This window comes from Panacibacter microcysteis (assembly GCF_015831355.1).
GTDB classification, from domain to species: Bacteria; Bacteroidota; Bacteroidia; order Chitinophagales; family Chitinophagaceae; genus Panacibacter; species Panacibacter microcysteis.
Window position 1 is genome coordinate 43,809 of record NZ_JADWYR010000002.1, and the last position, 17,265, is coordinate 61,073.

Annotated in this window: 13 protein-coding genes and 1 riboswitch; of the genes, 8 read left to right on the top strand and 5 right to left on the bottom strand. The window is 41.8% G+C overall.

Annotation, left to right across the window (positions count from 1 at the left end):
- The first annotated feature begins 89 nt into the window (after positions 1–89).
- Together I5907_RS12245 and I5907_RS12250 are read left to right on the top strand one after the other, a co-directional pair.
- Complete coding sequence (locus tag I5907_RS12245; RefSeq protein ID WP_196991107.1) at positions 90–2,615, top strand: outer membrane beta-barrel protein; 2,526 nt, start codon at positions 90–92, stop codon at positions 2,613–2,615.
- A 257-nt stretch (positions 2,616–2,872) separates the two neighbouring features.
- A complete protein-coding gene (locus I5907_RS12250; protein ID WP_196991108.1) occupies positions 2,873–3,862 on the top strand; it encodes a DUF2167 domain-containing protein in 990 nt (329 codons plus the stop codon).
- Between the two features lie 72 nt (positions 3,863–3,934).
- On the opposite strand, the gene I5907_RS12255 is transcribed toward I5907_RS12250, so the two are convergent.
- The 3 genes from I5907_RS12255 to I5907_RS12265 form a co-directional block, all read right to left on the bottom strand.
- Positions 3,935–5,191, bottom strand: a complete 1,257-nt coding sequence (locus I5907_RS12255; RefSeq protein ID WP_196991109.1) for a homoserine dehydrogenase — start codon at positions 5,189–5,191, stop codon at positions 3,935–3,937.
- Between the two features lie 11 nt (positions 5,192–5,202).
- Positions 5,203–6,267 carry a homoserine O-acetyltransferase family protein gene (locus I5907_RS12260; RefSeq protein ID WP_231402092.1) on the bottom strand — a complete coding sequence of 355 codons (1,065 nt, stop codon included), beginning with the start codon at positions 6,265–6,267 and terminating at the stop codon, positions 5,203–5,205.
- A 290-nt stretch (positions 6,268–6,557) separates the two neighbouring features.
- On the bottom strand, positions 6,558–7,883 hold the full coding sequence (locus I5907_RS12265; RefSeq protein ID WP_196991110.1) for an O-acetylhomoserine aminocarboxypropyltransferase/cysteine synthase family protein: 1,326 nt from the start codon (positions 7,881–7,883) through the stop codon (positions 6,558–6,560).
- 181 nt (positions 7,884–8,064) lie between these two features.
- Positions 8,065–8,178: riboswitch (SAM riboswitch) on the bottom strand.
- Between the two features lie 189 nt (positions 8,179–8,367).
- Between I5907_RS12265 and I5907_RS12270 the strand changes: the two genes are divergently transcribed.
- Both I5907_RS12270 and I5907_RS12275 read left to right on the top strand, forming a co-directional pair.
- The gene (locus tag I5907_RS12270; protein WP_196991111.1) at positions 8,368–8,763 is read left to right on the top strand and encodes a T9SS type A sorting domain-containing protein; all 396 of its coding nucleotides are present in this window, start codon (positions 8,368–8,370) and stop codon (positions 8,761–8,763) included.
- A 289-nt stretch (positions 8,764–9,052) separates the two neighbouring features.
- Entirely contained in the window at positions 9,053–10,231 is a 1,179-nt protein-coding gene (locus tag I5907_RS12275; RefSeq protein ID WP_196991112.1) for an acetyl-CoA C-acyltransferase, read from the top strand.
- Between the two features lie 83 nt (positions 10,232–10,314).
- On the opposite strand, the gene I5907_RS12280 is transcribed toward I5907_RS12275, so the two are convergent.
- Together I5907_RS12280 and I5907_RS12285 are read right to left on the bottom strand one after the other, a co-directional pair.
- Complete coding sequence (locus I5907_RS12280; RefSeq protein ID WP_196991113.1) at positions 10,315–10,767, bottom strand: NanQ anomerase/TabA/YiaL family protein; 453 nt, start codon at positions 10,765–10,767, stop codon at positions 10,315–10,317.
- Positions 10,768–10,898: 131 nt separating this feature from the next.
- Positions 10,899–11,819 carry a 1-phosphofructokinase family hexose kinase gene (locus I5907_RS12285; protein ID WP_196991114.1) on the bottom strand — a complete coding sequence of 307 codons (921 nt, stop codon included), beginning with the start codon at positions 11,817–11,819 and terminating at the stop codon, positions 10,899–10,901.
- A 225-nt stretch (positions 11,820–12,044) separates the two neighbouring features.
- On the opposite strand from I5907_RS12285, the gene I5907_RS12290 reads away from it, so the two are divergent.
- From I5907_RS12290 to I5907_RS12305, 4 genes are all read left to right on the top strand, one after another.
- On the top strand, positions 12,045–15,050 hold the full coding sequence (locus I5907_RS12290) for a sensor histidine kinase (RefSeq protein WP_196991115.1): 3,006 nt from the start codon (positions 12,045–12,047) through the stop codon (positions 15,048–15,050).
- Positions 15,051–15,056: 6 nt separating this feature from the next.
- Positions 15,057–15,686: a response regulator gene (locus tag I5907_RS12295; RefSeq protein ID WP_231402093.1), complete on the top strand. Its 630-nt coding sequence runs from the start codon at positions 15,057–15,059 to the stop codon at positions 15,684–15,686.
- Between the two features lie 237 nt (positions 15,687–15,923).
- Positions 15,924–16,292 carry a response regulator transcription factor gene (locus tag I5907_RS12300; RefSeq protein ID WP_196991116.1) on the top strand — a complete coding sequence of 123 codons (369 nt, stop codon included), beginning with the start codon at positions 15,924–15,926 and terminating at the stop codon, positions 16,290–16,292.
- A gap of 487 nt (positions 16,293–16,779) precedes the next feature.
- The gene (locus tag I5907_RS12305) at positions 16,780–17,163 is read left to right on the top strand and encodes a response regulator (protein WP_196991117.1); all 384 of its coding nucleotides are present in this window, start codon (positions 16,780–16,782) and stop codon (positions 17,161–17,163) included.
- The last annotated feature ends 102 nt before the right edge of the window (positions 17,164–17,265 follow it).

Here is a 17,265-nt window from a genome sequence, read left to right on the forward strand (position 1 = left end):
AAGGCGTTATCAATTTCAATGCACATTGCGCGGTTCTCATACGGGCCCGGCCATAACGGATAATTTTTTCATTATAACTCTAATGCACCATGAAACTTGTTTTACCTGTTCTCCTCTTATGTTGTTTTTGCAATCATCTGTTCGCGGCTCCTGCAGGCGACGATGATAAAGTGATAAAAGTAACAGGTAAAATACTTGACAAAAGTAACAACAGTGCCATCTCCGGTGCATTGATACAGATCGTTTCAGACACTAGCAGTTCCAACAATTTTACGGCATATGCCGTGGCAGACAATGAAGGCAGGTTCGTTGTTGATAGTATGCCTTATGCAAAAAAATATATCATGATCATTTCGGCGGTAGGTTATGGTTCAGAAAGTAAGGCACTTGTGTTTAACGACGAAACCGGCAGATCAATGATTGTTAAAAATGTTGAGGCCATTGCAATGGCGCCGGAAGCGAATACCCTGGCAAATGTGGTGGTTACTGCAACGGCTAAGCCGGCTATGCAATTTGGTATAGACAGGAAAATTTTTAACGTAGAAAAAAGCATTACGGCGCAGGGTGGAACCGCGGTAGATGTAATGCGCAACATTCCGTCAATTACTGTAGATGTGAACGGGAATGTGCAAATGCGCAACAGCAGTCCACAGATATTGGTAGATGGAAGGCCAACCATTCTTACGCTCGACCAGATTCCGGCAGACGACATAGAAAGAGTGGAGTTACTTACCAATCCGTCTTCCAAGTTTGATGCTTCCAGTGCAGGCGGTATCGTAAATGTGGTACTCAAGAAAAATAAGCGTAAAGGTTTCAACGGACTGGCGTCTGTTGGTGGCGGTACACCTCAGGTATTGAATGGCAACCTGAGTTTAAACCTGCGCCAGAAAAGCTTCAACTTTTTTGCAAGTGGCAATTACAATCAATCCGGCGGTATAGCAAGGGGAGAAGCTTACAGGGAGAATAAATCTAATAATGTAATCACTGACTATTTTACACAGGTATCCGAGAATGAACGCAAACGAAAATTCAATTCTGTTCGTTTCGGTGCAGATTATTTTATAGACGATAAATCAACCATTTCTTTCACACAAGGTATAACCAACGGAAGATTCAACAACACTGAATTACAGGACCAGCAATATTTTGACCAGCAATTTATACTTGATTATACCGGTACGCGGCTATCTGAAGGCAGTACAAAATTTCAACGCAGCAGCAGCGTGCTGGCATTTGACAGGACTTTTAACCGGCCTGATCATAAACTTACGGCTGATATAACCTATAATAAAGGCAGCCGTACTTCCGGTACACAAATCAATACAATTTTACTGGATACAGATGGCAGTCCATATGCACCGGATACCCGTGTTCGTAATGAAGGTTCTGGTGATGATGATCAGCTTACCATTCAACTGGATTATAGCAACCAGGTAAATGAAAATAAAAAGATAGAGTTTGGATTAAGAAGTTTTACCAGTAATTCAACCACAACGTTTGCTACTTATGCGCAGAATGGCAACAGTGAAACAAAGCTGCCCTTAAGCAATAATTATAAATACAGGGAGACAGTGAATGCCGGTTATTTCAACTATGCCAACAAATGGAAAACATTCAAATACCAGTTGGGTTTAAGAACGGAGCTTTCAAAACTTGATGGCCAGTTGCTGGATAGCAATACACATTTTGGTTATGCATATCCCGCCAGTTTTAAAAACCTGCTGGATGGTTTGTTCCCCAGTTTATTCCTTACCAAAGAGCTTGATGCAAACCAGGAGCTCCAGTTCAATTATTCAAGAAGAATACGCAGGCCAAGATTCTGGGAAGTAAATCCATTTGTAGATATTGATGATCCGTTAAATATTTCGCAGGGCAATCCTGGCCTTATGCCTGAGTTTACCCACTCGTTCGAGGTAAATTATTTTAATAAGATGAAAAACGGGAGTTTTTTAGGTGTGGTATATTTCCGTAATAATATCGGTGATGTTACAGAATACAGCGACACAATATCGGCCGAGTTATACGATAAACTTAACAATGCCGCAGTGTCACCAAACGCAATACTCAGTACGTTCATCAATGCAGGTTATACCAACAGACTGGGTACAGAATTTACACTACAACAAAAGTTCTTTAAAAACCTGGATCTCACTTACAGCATCAATCTTATGTACAGGAAGACCAGTGCAGATGTAAAAGGAATCAACCTTAGTAATGCAGGTTTTAACTACGACACAAAATTTATTGCCAATTATAAAATCGTTTCTGATCGCAGCAAGCTTTTCAACAACCTGAGTTTCCAGCTTTTGTCAGAGTTTGAATCTCCCGAAGTAATTCCGCAGGGCAGGAGAAAAAGCCAGTTTGTCACCGACTTTGCATTACGCAAAGAGATGCTGAAGAACAAAGCCGCGGCATTATCATTTAGCATCAACGATGTTTTCAACACACGCCGTTACGGAACTATATACGATACAGACGATTTCTACCAGGATTCTTACAACCGCTGGAATGTGCGGACGTTCCGTTTAACCTTCAGCTATAAATTTGGTTCTTCTGATTTTGATCTTTTTAAACGCAGGGAAAGTAATGACGCTGGTGGAGGTCAGGAGGGTTAAGTAAAATTCCTTACACCAATAAATAATCCAGGACACCAATTCACGGCTTGTACACTTGTTTTACGCCTGGTTATGATGTAATGATACCGGACTTCGACGCGTTGCCCCGTTTACTTACTGCAGTACAAGAGTGCGACGCAACAAAAGCTTAATGCATATTCTGCTGCCCGGCTCCATATTTCTGTCCTTAATTTTTCTTAAGGTTATTCAATTTTGGCTGTAAATCAGCATTTTTGCAACAACCTTAAACGCTTTTCATGAAACAAATAACCCTTTACCTGGCCTCCCTGTTTTTTTGTATTAGTCAACTTACTGCTCAACCGGATACTGCTGCTGCAGCAATCGGTGATTCAACTGAAGAAAGTATTGTAGCATACCTGAAGACTGCCGATTCTGTAAATCGTGCGATGAAGTATGAGCATGGAGTAATAACGCTGAATGGTGGTTTTGCAACACTAAATGTTCCGGCAGGGTTTAAATTTTTGGATGCAGCACAAAGCCATTACGTACTGGAAGAACTGTGGGGTAACCCTAAAGACGCAAGTGTGCTGGGTATGATTTTTCCGGAAACATCTTCGCCCTTTACTGACAGCAGTTTTGCTTTTGTTGTTACATTCCAGGACCTGGGATATGTAAAAGACGACGATGCAAAAGATGTGGACTATGACGAGATGTTGAAAGAATTGCAGGACAGTGAAACTGAAGATAATAAACAACGTATGGCAGAAGGCTACCCTGCAATACATATGGCAGGCTGGGCGCAAAAGCCTTTTTATGACGATAAGAGAAAAGTATTGCATTGGGCAAAAGACCTTGTTTTTAGCGATAACGGGGGTGTACATACGCTAAACTATGATGTGCGTGTGCTTGGCCGCAAGGGCGTGTTATCGCTTAACGCGGTTGCTTCTATGAATGAACTGCCCCTGGTAAAAGAAAATATTGACAACATACTAAATATGGCTTCTTTTACAGAAGGCAATGCTTATGCAGATTTTGATGATAATACAGATAAGATAGCTGCTTATACTGTTGGCGGTCTGGTAGCGGGCAAAGTGCTGGCTAAAGTGGGCTTTTGGGCCCTGATACTTAAATTCTGGAAACTGATTGCAGGTGGCGCCGTTGCTGCATACTACGGCATAAGAAAATGGCTTACCGGCAGAAAACGACCTGAAGAAGAGCTGGTGCCAGAGCCGGTTAGCAATGAAGAAGATGAAGTGCCCAACAACCATACAAACGAAGTTGCTTAAAGTGGTATAACAGGCAAATGAAAGTCCCGCAGCAATGCGGGACTTTTCAATATAAAACACACTCAATAAAGATTACACGATTCCCGCAAGCTCGAGGCTTCTTTTTTTCAGCCCTCTTATTTCAATGTCTTCAATGATGGGTTCCGGTGTAAGGATAAATGATACGCCATGTTGTTTCCACCACTTGTCATTAACCAGTTTGTTGAAGTTGATCACACCGATCAGGTAACTTCTGTCCTGCCCGCCGTGCCATTCTTCTATCCATTCAAAATCTTCTTTGGGTATATCTGTCAGCTTATTAAAACTTACATAAGCTCTTACATAAAAGTCATTGGTGAGTTCGCCGGGTGTATGGTAATATAGTTTCTTATACTCGTAATGGTAATCGTAACGCAATGCAGATATATCACTCAGCACAGCAGACGCAGTCGGAAAACTGCCGGCGCCTTTGCCGTAAAAGAATTGCTTGTCTGCAAAACCGCTTTCGATTACCACGCCATTGTATTCATTCTTTACAAAGCTTAAATGATCGTCGTGCGGAACAAATTGCGGCAACACAAAAGCTGCCACTTTGCCACTCTTTAATTTCTGCGCCTGCGCCACGAGTTTAATATCATAGCTTTTTTCTTTAGCTACGGCAGCATCGGCACCCTGTATGTTTTGTATGCCGGTAAAAACAATGTTTTCTGATTTGGTTACAATACCGTAAGCGTGCGTAAGTAATAAAGTCCATTTATTCAATGCATCGTATCCTTCCACATCCAGGGTGGGGTTACTTTCTGCAAAGCCAAGCTGCTGCGCCAGCAATAACGCTTCGGTGTAATCCAGCTTGTCTTCAAACATTTTGGTAAGTATAAAATTGGTAGAGCCGTTTACAATAGCTTTTATACCATGCAGCAGGTCATTGTCGTAATATTCTTCCAGGTTTCTTATAACGGGTATTGATGCGCATGCGGCGGCTTCGCAAAGAAAAGGCAGGCCTGTTTCTTTCTGCAGGGCCAGTATTTCGGGTAAATGTTCAGCGATCATTTTTTTGCTGGCACTTACCACGGCCTTGCCGTTTTTAAACGCTGTAGTAACAATATCAAACGCTGCATCAGCATCGTCAATTACCTCTACTATTACATTAATATTGCTATCGTAAAGCAATTCATCTTTATTGGTTGTAAACAATTCATCCGGCGCATTTCTTTTTTTGCCGGCATGTTTAATACAAACTTTTTTAATGGTGGCTTTTAATGACGGGGTTTGCTTTAATACACGATATAAACCTTCACCAACTACGCCAAAACCAAATAAACCAATTACCAGTTGCTTGTCTGTGCTCATTTTACTTATTGTTACTGGTTACCGGTAACAGGTTGCCGGTAACTTGTGTTAATAAAATCTTTTACTAAACTTTCTATTGTTTCAAATTCCAGCAGAAAACCATCATGTCCATAGTAAGAATCTATAACCGCCAGTTTAGCGTTTGGAATATATGCGGCAAGTAATTCCTGCTCGCTGGTGGGGAACAATACATCTGATGAAATACTGATAACCAGCGTTTTTGCTTTAATGCTCTGTAATGCAGCCCTTACGCTATCCCGCCCTCTGCCTACGTTGTGTTTATCCATTGCATGGCTGAGAAAATAATAGCTGAATGCATTAAAGCGCTTGGCCAGTTTTTCTCCCTGGTAGCGTTGGTAGCTTTCTGCTTTAAAAATTTTGTGGTCTATGCTTTTTCCTTCTGTTGCTGTAGTAAAGCCCTGCTGGCTTTTAGAGTACGCTTCATAATGCCTGTAAGAGATCAGTGCAATACTGCGTGCAATCTTCATTCCTTCAAGCCCCGCATCTACCTGTTCTTCTTTCCATGTAGGATCGTTTTCTATGCACATGCGCTGAGATGCATTGAAGGCCACACCCCAGGGCGAGTGCTCTGCATTGGTGGCTATCGGAAAAATAAATTCAAACAGATCAGGGTTTTCTATGTTCCATTCCAGTAATTGCTGGCCGCCCATAGAACCACCGATGCCAATCCAGATTTTATCAATGCCTAGATAAGTTCTCAAATGTTCATAAGACCTTATCATGTCCCTCGTTGTAAAAAAAGGAAAATCATGATAATACGTTTTGTCTGTAAGCGGGTCGGTATCAAGCGGGGCAATGCTGCCGTAGCAACTGCCGGGCATATTTACACAAACAATAAAATGTTTGGACGGGTCAAACAATTTTGTTTCGCCCACCAGGCCAGACCACCATTCTGCAGGGTTGCTGTTGGCTGTAAGCGCGTGGAATATCCATACCACATTGCTCTTAGACGCATTAAGTGCTCCCAGCGTAGTATAGGCCAGGTGAAAGCCGGGGATTGTTCTGCCGCTCTCAAGTGTAAATGAATTGTTGTAATAAAATATTTCCGGTTGCAAAGATTTTTTTGTTTGGTACTTAACTGTATTACTACTATTGGGCTCCTGTTGTGTCACTCACTTCAACGTTCTGGTCATTATGCTGCAAGGGGCACAACCTTGTTTACCGGCAGCCACCTTGTAATGGATGTATCAGTTCCGGGCTAAGGCCCGAAACTGATAATATTTAGTTCATTCAATTACTTTGAACAAAGTTCGAACCGCTGTTGCTGCATAAAGTGCCAGGCGTACAAGAGTGCGACGCAACGAAAGCTATATGCCTGCACTTTAGCCTGGCTCATAAAACATACTTAATTCAGCGCAAACTGTGGTGTACTCACTTTTTGAAAAGCCTGTTCAAAGTCTGCTTTTATATCTTCAATGTGTTCTATACCCACACTTACACGTACCTGGTTTGGTAATACGCCGCTTGCTTTCTGTTCTTCTTCGCTCAGTTGTTCGTGTGTGGTAGACGCGGGGTGAATGACCAATGTTTTTGCATCGCCCACATTTGCCAGGTGGCTGGCAAGTTTAAGTTCATCAATCAGCCTTGCTGCTTTTTCTTTGCCGCCTTTTATACCAAACTGCAGTACACCGCCAAAGCCGTTGGTAAGGTATTTTTTGGCCTCTGTATAGTAAGGGCTGCTTTCCAGGCCCGGGTACCAAACATATTCAACAGCAGGATGTTGTTCCAGCCACTGAGCCAAAGCCAGTGCATTTTGTGCGTGGCGTTCTGCACGCAGCGATAACGTTTCCACGCCCTGCAGCAGCAGGAAGGAGTTGAATGGTGAAAGTGCTGCACCAAAGTCGCGCAGCCCTTCTACACGTGCACGAATAGCAAATGCAATGTTTGGTAGCCCTAACGGGTTGCCTTCACCAAACACATCCCAGAATTTCAAACCATGATATCCTTCTGATGGTTCGGTAAACTGTGGAAACTTGCCATTGTTCCATTTGTAGGTACCCGCATCTACAATCACCCCGCCAATGCTGGTACCATGGCCGCCAATCCATTTTGTGGCAGATTCCACAACAATATCAGCACCCCATTCAATGGGTTTGAAATAATAGCCACCGGCGCCAAAAGTATTGTCTACAATAAGCGGCAGGTCGTATTCTTTGGCAAGCGCTGCAAACTTTTCAAAATCCGGAATGTTGAGCCGTGGATTACCGATCGTTTCCAGGTAAATAGCTTTTGTATTTTTATCAATGTGCGGTACGAAGCTTTCTACATGATCTCCATCTGCAAAACGTGCTTCAATGCCCAGTCTTTTAAAGGAGACTTTAAACTGGTTATAAGTGCCGCCATATAAATAAGAGGTTGAAACAAAGTTGTCGCCCGCCTGCAGTATGTTGTTGAGGGCAAGAAATTGTGCTGCCTGCCCGCTGCCTGTTGCCAGCGCAGCCACACCACCTTCCAAAGCAGCAATGCGCTGCTCAAAAACATCAGTGGTAGGGTTCATAATACGTGTGTAAATGTTGCCAAATTGTTTCAGTCCAAAAAGATTGGCAGCATGTTCTGCATTATCAAAACCATAAGATGTAGTTTGATAAATAGGTACTGCACGGGATTTTGTGGTAGGATCAATCTGCTGACCTGCGTGCAGTTGCAATGTTTCGAAATGTTGCTTGCTCATGATAATTTGTTTTGTGCCGCTGTACGGCGTTTAAAAAATGTTTTTGTAATTCCTTAATCAAAACTTACCAGAGATCAGAACAATCGGCGGGCTTTGTTTGCAGCAAATAAAAAAGCCCATCCGAGAGTCAGATGAGCTTAATATGTTTAGCGTTTGTACGCAATCAATCAAACTTTACTCTGACTTATCTCTGCCCGCAACGCGGGCCGGAGTTGGCACCTTCTTACAAGTGAGTAGCTTGTAAGGGTTGCCAAGGCTTCATCGGGCCTAATCCCTCTGCCTTTCTTGATAAGTATTTAAAGAACTGTCGCAAAGGTAAATGCCCTGTTCTTAAACTGCCAAATTTTTTTCTTAAATGAATTAAGTGGCTTTTAATCCGAATGTCTTTTTGGTACAGGATTTTAATATATGAGTAAATATTTGCATGATACTTTTGTGCCAGTAATTCGTACCAGGAATCATAAACCTTTTAAAGATGTACCTTATGAAAAAGAATTGGCTTTTAATGGCATTGCTGTTTGCATGTTCATTCGTTAACCAACTGCATGCCCAGTCTTCCGAAAAAGATTCACTAAACATTACCAACAGGCTGTACGATGACAGGCCGCTTGTAAATCCTACATCCAACGAGTTTTCTATTACAGAAGGTTTTAGTATTTATCCATATGTAGTAAAAGACGAGCTAAAAATTTTTGGGTTAGATCCCGCTGTTAAAACGCATATCACCGTTACGGCGGTATACGGCAAAGTGATATTCGAAAGCCGCTCTTCCGGCGAAGAAGCCTACACGGCCAACGTAAGCAGGATATTGCCTGGCGCATACTATGTAACCATAAAAGAGAAAAAGAAAACGGTAATGCTAAAGTTCCTCAAGCAATAAATTTTATAGCATTTTTATCTGAAAGCACAACCCAATGTTGTGCTTTTTTTATGTTGTGTAGCCGGCAATAGTAACACTTCTCAGCTTTGGTTGTGTCACTCACTTGTACTGTATAACAATGTGCATCTGCAGGCTGCGGGCTTTGCCGGTTGCATCTTTATTCAACTGTCACAGGCACATACTTGCGAAAAGTTCCTCACATCAATTGCCGCACTGCATATTCATTGCTATGCGCCTATGTATTACACTAACAAATGTTATCTTCGCTGCTTCAAATTATAAAAGCTATATGAAAGAAGTTGTAATTGTTTCCGCTGTACGCACTCCCATGGGCAGTTTCGGCGGCAGTTTGAAAGATATATCAGCAACAAAGCTTGGTGCTGTGGCCATTAAAGCAGCAGTAGAAAAAGCAGGAATACAACCAGGCCAGGTACAGGATGTTTTAATGGGTTGTGTAATACAGGCAAACCTTGGGCAGGCACCTGCCAGGCAGGCTGCAAAATTTGCAGGCTTACCCAATGAAGTGAATTGCACCACGATCAATAAAGTTTGTGCCAGCGGTATGAAAGCAATTGCACAGGCAGCGCAAAGTATTGCTTTGGGTGATGCAGATATAGTAGTTGCAGGCGGAATGGAGAATATGAGCAGCGTGCCCTTTTATGTAGAAAATATGCGGTGGGGTAATAAATATGGTAACGCTGCTATGATCGACGGACTTGCAAAAGACGGCCTTACAGATGTATACGATGGAAAAGCCATGGGTAATGCTGCAGAGCTTTGTGCAAAAGAATGTGGCATAACCCGCGAAGACCAGGATGGTTTTGCAGTAGAAAGTTATAAACGCAGCCAGGCTGCTTGGGAGAGTGGTAAGTTTGATAATGAAGTGGTGCCTGTAGAAATACCACAACGCAAAGGGAACCCTGTTATCTTTGCAAGAGATGAAGAACCGTTTAATGTAAAGTTTGACAAGATACCGACGCTTAACCCGGCGTTTCAAAAAGATGGAACTGTTACCGCGGCAAATGCAAGCACCATGAATGATGGTGCGGCTGCACTGGTGCTGATGAGCAAAGAAAAAGCAGCAGAACTGGGGTTAAAGCCTATTGCAAAAATCAAAGCTTACGCTGATGCGGAGCAGGCACCGGAGTGGTTTACCACAACACCGTCATTGGCGGTTCCTAAAGCAGTAGAAAAAGCTGGTTTGCAAATGAGTGATATTGATTTCTGGGAACTAAATGAAGCGTTTAGCGTGGTTGGTATAGAAAATACACGCCGCATGCAACTAGACCCGGCAAAAGTTAATGTGCATGGCGGGGCAGTTGCTTTAGGCCACCCATTGGGTTGCAGTGGCGCAAGAATTATTGTAACGCTTATTAACGTGCTGAAAGCAAACAATGCTAAATATGGCGCGGCCGGTATTTGTAATGGTGGTGGTGGCGCCAGTGCTATGGTAATTGAAAATATATAATCATTTGCAGTATAACCTGCAATACGATTGCGTTGTTACCCGGTAGTATTCACGAAGAGCAAAACAAAACGTTTTGCTCTTTTTTATACCATCACTTTTATAACTACTTTTTTGACTGTTGCCGGCGTGGCTACTTTCACGCAGGGCATGTGCAGGTCAGTAGGATAAAAGATCATAAAATTACCTGCAGACAAAGGCGCGAAGCATACCGGTGGATCGCTTACTTCGAGGAAGTCTTTTGTTGCATCGTATGGTAATGCAATTTTTTGGTTGTCAAAGAATGCCAGGCCAACCAATTCTTCGCCCTCGATCATGTATTGTATGTCAATGTACTTCCTGTGTGCTTCCATGTGCAATGCAGTAGCATCTGAAGTTTCGTATTGCTGCACAATGGCGAAAAGTTTATCTCCTTCGATTTCGTATTTACCTGGTTCAATGTTTGTGTTTTTTGCGGCGTTCAACCAATCAAATGCTTTTGAAAACAACGGATGCAGTATACTGAATTTATGGGCGTGCTGAAGATTTTCACTTATCATTTTTATGCTTTTAGAAGATGGCTGTTGCTAACATGCGCTGTTACACCCGGGGCTGCTGAGACATGCAATACAGTACAAGAGTGCGACGCAACAGGCGCTTCATACATGTACAAATGCCGGGTAAATAAAATTTAGTAATGTAAATTATAGAGGTATTCAACATCCTCTTTACGGCACAATTCTGTACCATGATTCATTGTTGCTGCGGAGCCACACATTACACCATACTTTACGGCCTCTTGTAATGACCTGCCCGCTGCAATGCTGTAGACAATACCTGCAACCATACTATCGCCTGCGCCAACAGTACTTTTTCTTTTAACTACGGGTGCAGCTATTCTTTCTGTAATGTCTTTGGTAACAAGCATAGCACCTGCTGCACCCATAGAGATAACGATTATCTCAACTTTTCCTGTAGCGATAACTTTTTTTGCGGCTTCAACAGCGGTATCGGCATTCAATTCTTCATAGCCGGCAAATGCACTAAGTTCGCCAAGGTTTGGTTTCCACAAGTACATGCCTTCATCCAGTGCATGCTTAATAGCCTCGCCTGATGTGTCAACAATATATTTTGTGTTTGTATTCTTTACCGTTTTGCCGAGCCTGGCATAGAAGTCTGCACTTACACCCGGAGGCAGGCTGCCGCTTGCAATGACAAAATCTGCATTGATGCCGGCTACTGCTTTAATGCATTCGTCGAGTTCGTGCTGAGCTATATGCGGGCCTGGCATTCCAAAGCGAAACTGATTGCCTGAAGATGTTTCGTACACAATAAAATTTTCTCTTGTAAAATCTTTTATAGGTATGATAACCGGCTCAATTTTTTCTGCCCGCAGCAGGTCATGCAACATTATAGAAGCAGGACCACCGCCGAGATAAACCGGCGTTGATAAACCGCCAAGTTTTTGTATTGCACGACTGATATTAATACCACCGCCACCGGGTTCAAACTTTGGTGTGGCACAGCGTAGTTTTTTTTCCGGTACCAGCCTGTCTATACTGCTGCTTTTGTCGATGCAGGGATTAATGGTAATAGTAACTATAGATGCCATGGTTATTTTTTTCAGCTTCAATGATAGGAAATATAGTTTGACCAGCTATACGTTTTTTTCTTTTTTGCGATGATGTATTTGTAAGTGATTTTAGAAGAATAAAATTTTATATAGCCTTTACTTTTTCTGTATTTTTATAATGATCTTTAAGTGATAAGCATAACAGCGTATAAGCCTCCAACGGTACGTAATTATTAACCAGGCTACAAAAAGACCGGCTGACCAATGGGTTTACAGGAACAAATTAATGCCTTAGACAAAGGACGTTTCAGTGAGTTGTTGGAGCATTTAAAAAAAAGAGCGGTATTTCTTCTTGACCAAAGTGGTAACATTCTTAGTGCTAATAAGGATGCTGAGCATCTTATGGGCTGTGCCATGCAGGATTTGTATGGGCTGACTTTTTTTGTATTATATGATATTGCGGGTGTTAAGCGGGATGATTATCTGAACGCAATGCGCATTGCTGCGGAAACAGGCAACTTTATTAAAGAAGATACCTGTATGAAGCAGGGAGAAAAGTATCACCTGGTAACGCATCTTTTGTCCCTTCCCGACCTGCAAGGCGAACCCCAACATTACTCGCTTGTGTTAACGGTTATGCCGCAACGCTCCAACCAAATTACCAATGCGCTACACCTTGCGGGACTTGTAGAAAGAACAACCGATCCAATTTTCTCTACGGATATTGATTTCAATATTACCAGCTGGAATAGTGCGGCTGAAAAGATCTATGGTTATAAAAAAAGCGAGGCAATCGGAAAACAACTCAAGGCTATCTTAAGACCACAAATGGATGAAGAAGCTTTTAAAGAGATTGATAATAGTATGAAAGAAAAAGGCTTCTGGCTTGGGGAAGCCGCGCACCTTTCAAAAGAAAGTGTGCCGATCGATGTTGAAGAATCAATTTCATTTACAAAAGATGGTAGTGGAAATGTAGACGGCTTTGTGTGGGTATGCCGCGATATAACTGCCATTAAGAAAAGTGAGCATGAAAAGCTAAAGCTTTTAAAGCTGCTAGAGAACACGACTGATGGCATGTATACGGCTACGAAAGATAACCTGATTACAAGCTGGAACCATGCAGCAGAGCGGATGTATGGCTACAAGGCTGCTGAGGTAATTGGTAAAAGGCTGGACGAAGTGCTGCAGCCACAGATACAGTCAGATATGTTGTCGCTGATAAGGGGTATTATACAAAAGACGGGCCGCTGGAAGGGGGAGGTAGTGCACAAGAAAAAAGACGGCAACCTTATTCCTGTGCTCATATCTGTAAACGTGGTGCATGAAAATGATGGGGAAATAAGTGAATTTCTTTGCGTATGTACAGATATTACTGAAGTGAAGCAAAGCCAGGAAGCACTTGGAAAAATGCAGGAAGCCATTACCAGGCTGACACAGGAAAAATTGGATAAAAGCCTGCGCGAAATAAAAGATTACCGGTATGCACTGGATGCTTCCTGCTTAGTGGTAATTACAGATGCACAGGGATATATAAAATACGCCAACAATAATTTTTGTACCCGTTCATTATATGAAGCGCCTGAATTAACAACAGGCAACTATCATATGATGGATGCAATGCTTTTTCATAAGGCTGAAAAAGGGAGAATATGGGAAACGATTTCATCCGGCGGCATATGGAAAGGTGAAGTAAAGAATAAAGCAAAAGACGATTCGTTTTTTTGGGAAGAAGCTACCATTGTACCTTTTTTAAATGAATCGAACAAGCCATACCAATATTTGAAAATTGGTGTGGATATAACAGAAAAGAAAAAGGCCGAAGAAGCATACAGGCACAGCGAAGAAATGCGCAGCCTTATTTTCAGATCTGCTTTTGATGCGATCATTGGTGTGTCTGCGGAAGGAAAGATTATTATGTGGAATATACAGGCCGAGAAAATTTTTGGCTGGTCGCAGGCCGATGCGCTGGGCAAAGATTTTGAAGCACTGATTATTCCGGAAAGACACAGAATGCGTGACAGGCATATACTGGATACGTATATAAACACAGGCACGTCGGAGGTCTTTAATAAAGTACTTGAAGTAAATCTTTTAAACAGTACAGGAAAAGAATTCCCGGTAGAGTTTGCCATCATTCCAATTAAGCAGGGCAAGCATGAATTTTTCTGTGCTTTTATAAGAGACAATACGCAAAGGAAACTATGGGAAAAAGAGTTGCAGGACGCGGCCCAGAAGTATAAGATGCTTTTTGATAATAATCCTTTGCCCATGTGGATGTTTACGCTGCCGGAGCGAAGTATAATAGAGGTGAATAAAGCAGCATGTGAGCACTACGGTTATACACGGGAAGAGTTTCTCAATCTTAGTGTGCTTGATATGCGGCCGAAGGAAGAGGTGCAAAGATTTTTGGAAGATGTAAAGCAGCTATCACCGGAAGTACGCACAGCAGGTGTATGGAAGCATAAGAGAAAAGATGGTACAATAATAAGCGTGGAAATATTTAAAGATGATATTGTTTATAAAGGCAAGCAGGTAAGGCTGGTGCTTGCCAACGATATTACTGAAAAGCTTTTAACAGCAGACAAACTAAAGGATTCTCATAATGAATTGAGGGATCTTGCATCTCATTTGCAGGACATCAGGGAAGAGGAACGTGCGGTAATAGCCAGGGAAATACATGACGAACTCGGTCAGCAAATTACAGGTTTGAAAATGGATGTTTCATGGATTGCAAAAAGATTGCAAACAGAAGACAACACCATACAACAAAAGATTAAAAGCGTGCTGAACTTACTTGATGAGACGGTGAAAACAGTGCGCAAAATTGCTACAGAATTAAGGCCAAGCATACTCGACGACCTTGGCCTGATTGATGCACTGCAGTGGTATAGCCTGGAATTTGAGAAAAGATTTGCCATAACGGTAAGTTTTCGCACAATGGTGGAAGATATAAAAGTAAGTAAGCACACGTCAATAGGGCTATTCAGGATTTACCAGGAATCTCTTACAAACGTTGCTAGACATGCCCAGGCCTCATTTGTGCATGCCGATATAAGGATACAGGACGGTGAAATTATTCTAACGATCAAAGACAATGGTAAGGGTTTTGATGCAGAAATTACAAGGAACAAAAAAACGCTTGGCTTGTTAGGCATGAAGGAAAGAACATTGATGATGGGAGGCATTTACGAAATAAGCAGCAGATTGGGCGCAGGTACTACAGTTACAGTATCTGTACCACTCTTAACAGAAAAACCTTTAGAAAAATAACACACCATGCTGAGGATATTAATTGCAGATGATCATACGGTGGTAAGGCGCGGACTTAAGCAGATTTTGCTGGAGGAATTTTCCAGCGCATTCATTGATGAAGCAGCCGATGCAGAAACGCTTTTGAGTAAAATAGCCAAAGAAGAATGGGACGTGGTTATTTCAGATCTTTCCATGCCTGGAAGATCGGGTATCGAAGCGTTGCAACAAATAAAATTAACACACCCCAGGTTGCCTGTTTTGATACTGAGTGTGCACGCAGAAGAACACTATGCGGTACGGGTGCTTAAAGCCGGGGCTTCAGGATATGTAAACAAAGAATCTGCACCGGAAGAATTGATAAAAGCTGTGCACAGGTTGCTGTTAGGAAAAAAATACATAACTGCAACCATAGCAGAACAACTTGCTTCAACGCTTGATAAGGATAATGAAAAACCTTTACACGAATACCTGTCTGACAGGGAGTTTGAAGTTTTAAAATTACTGGCCGCCGGCAAATCCGTTTCAGATATTGCCACACAGATGAGTTTAAGTGTTACTACCGTAAGTACATACAGGGCCAGGATAATGGCCAAGATGAATCTTAAAACCAATGCTGACCTGACTTTGTATGCGGTACAGCATAATCTTATCTGATGCAACACGGGCCGGTGATTGTTTGCCAAACAAACGGCTATTATATAAATAATTCCCAGGCTGATTTTTTTGTCAGCATAGGCACTCTTATACTTAACCTTCCGCATTTTAAACTGCATGACCGATGTAGGATTTTCCTGATTAAACTGTGTAGTAATCGTACTACAATAAACCTGCTATTAGCACTATTTTTTTGTATAATATATAAAGATATGTTTGCAATAATCCGTAGTTAACATGCAATACTCAGGTAAAATGGTACTGATTGTAGATGATTCTTATCTCATCATTGAACGAGTAAAAGATATGCTTAGTGAAATAGTAAGTACTGAGCATATGTTGCATGCACATACCTATATAGATGGTGTGGAAATGTTGGCAAAAAAAACTCCTGATGTTTTAATTCTTGATATAAATCTGCCTGATACCAATGGTATAGAACTACTTAGATTGGTAAAAAGTAAATACCCAGCCATAATAGTTATTATGCTTACCAACCAGGGCGGGGATTATTACCGGCAGCTGTGTCTTAAAATAGGTGCCGATCATTTCATTGATAAGTCTAAAGACTTTGATCTGCTGCCCGAGATTTTTGTAAGCCTCTGAGGCTGTTCTTCCCACAGCTGCCACAATGATATACTGATGAACGGAATGCGACGCAAGGGACGATGCCACAGGGTTACTGCAGCCTGTAACCATAAGAATGTGTAGTAAATACACTACAACGCATGAATAAAAATTAGTACCTCAAATACACAGATTGCTCTATTTTTTTGGGCAGTATTACACAGTTACTTTGTATTGCATTTAGGAAATATAAATAAGCGCTTTAAGTACAGGGTTACCGCCGAAGATATTACTCCTGAAGAACCGATAATAGCAAACCCCCGATAGTTAATGTACATGAGATGTGTTGAAGCGATGTGTGTTTGAATTGTGAGAGAGATTAGTGATGCATGTAACGTAAAGGTGAAAATGGCCACCTGTAACATGGTGGCCCTCACCAATACAATTCCTGAGGACTAAAATTTTAATCATGACCGGAGTGAAGACGTTTTTTACAATATCTGTGGATATAACCAAAACTACTTTTATGCACGTACTAATTATTGCCGATAACGATCAGCACCTCGAATGGATCAAATCTCCACTGCAGGCAACAGGTTTATCAATCAATGTAATTTATGCACATTCAATAAGAGAGGCCATGTCTCTTTTAAAATCTGTAAAATTTGATATGATCCTGTATGATCTTGCGTTTTCTGAAAAAGGTATGGCCGAAAATTTTACACGGCTTTATGCATCCGGCTCAAAGGCGCCACTGGTAGTACTTACAGAAGCTTTTGGAGATCCTGAAGCTGCACAGGCCTTACAATTTGGTGCGGCAACACATATTGTAAAAGACAGGCAACGTGTTTCTGTAATGGCCGAGTCTTTTAAAAACATACTCCTTCAACGTGATATTGTCTATAATTGAGTTTACTATTTTTAAGGGTACGGAACTAAAACACAAAACAGCAACTGAAACGAGTTGCTGTTTTTTTATTTTTACATTGTACATATAATTACATGCACCTAA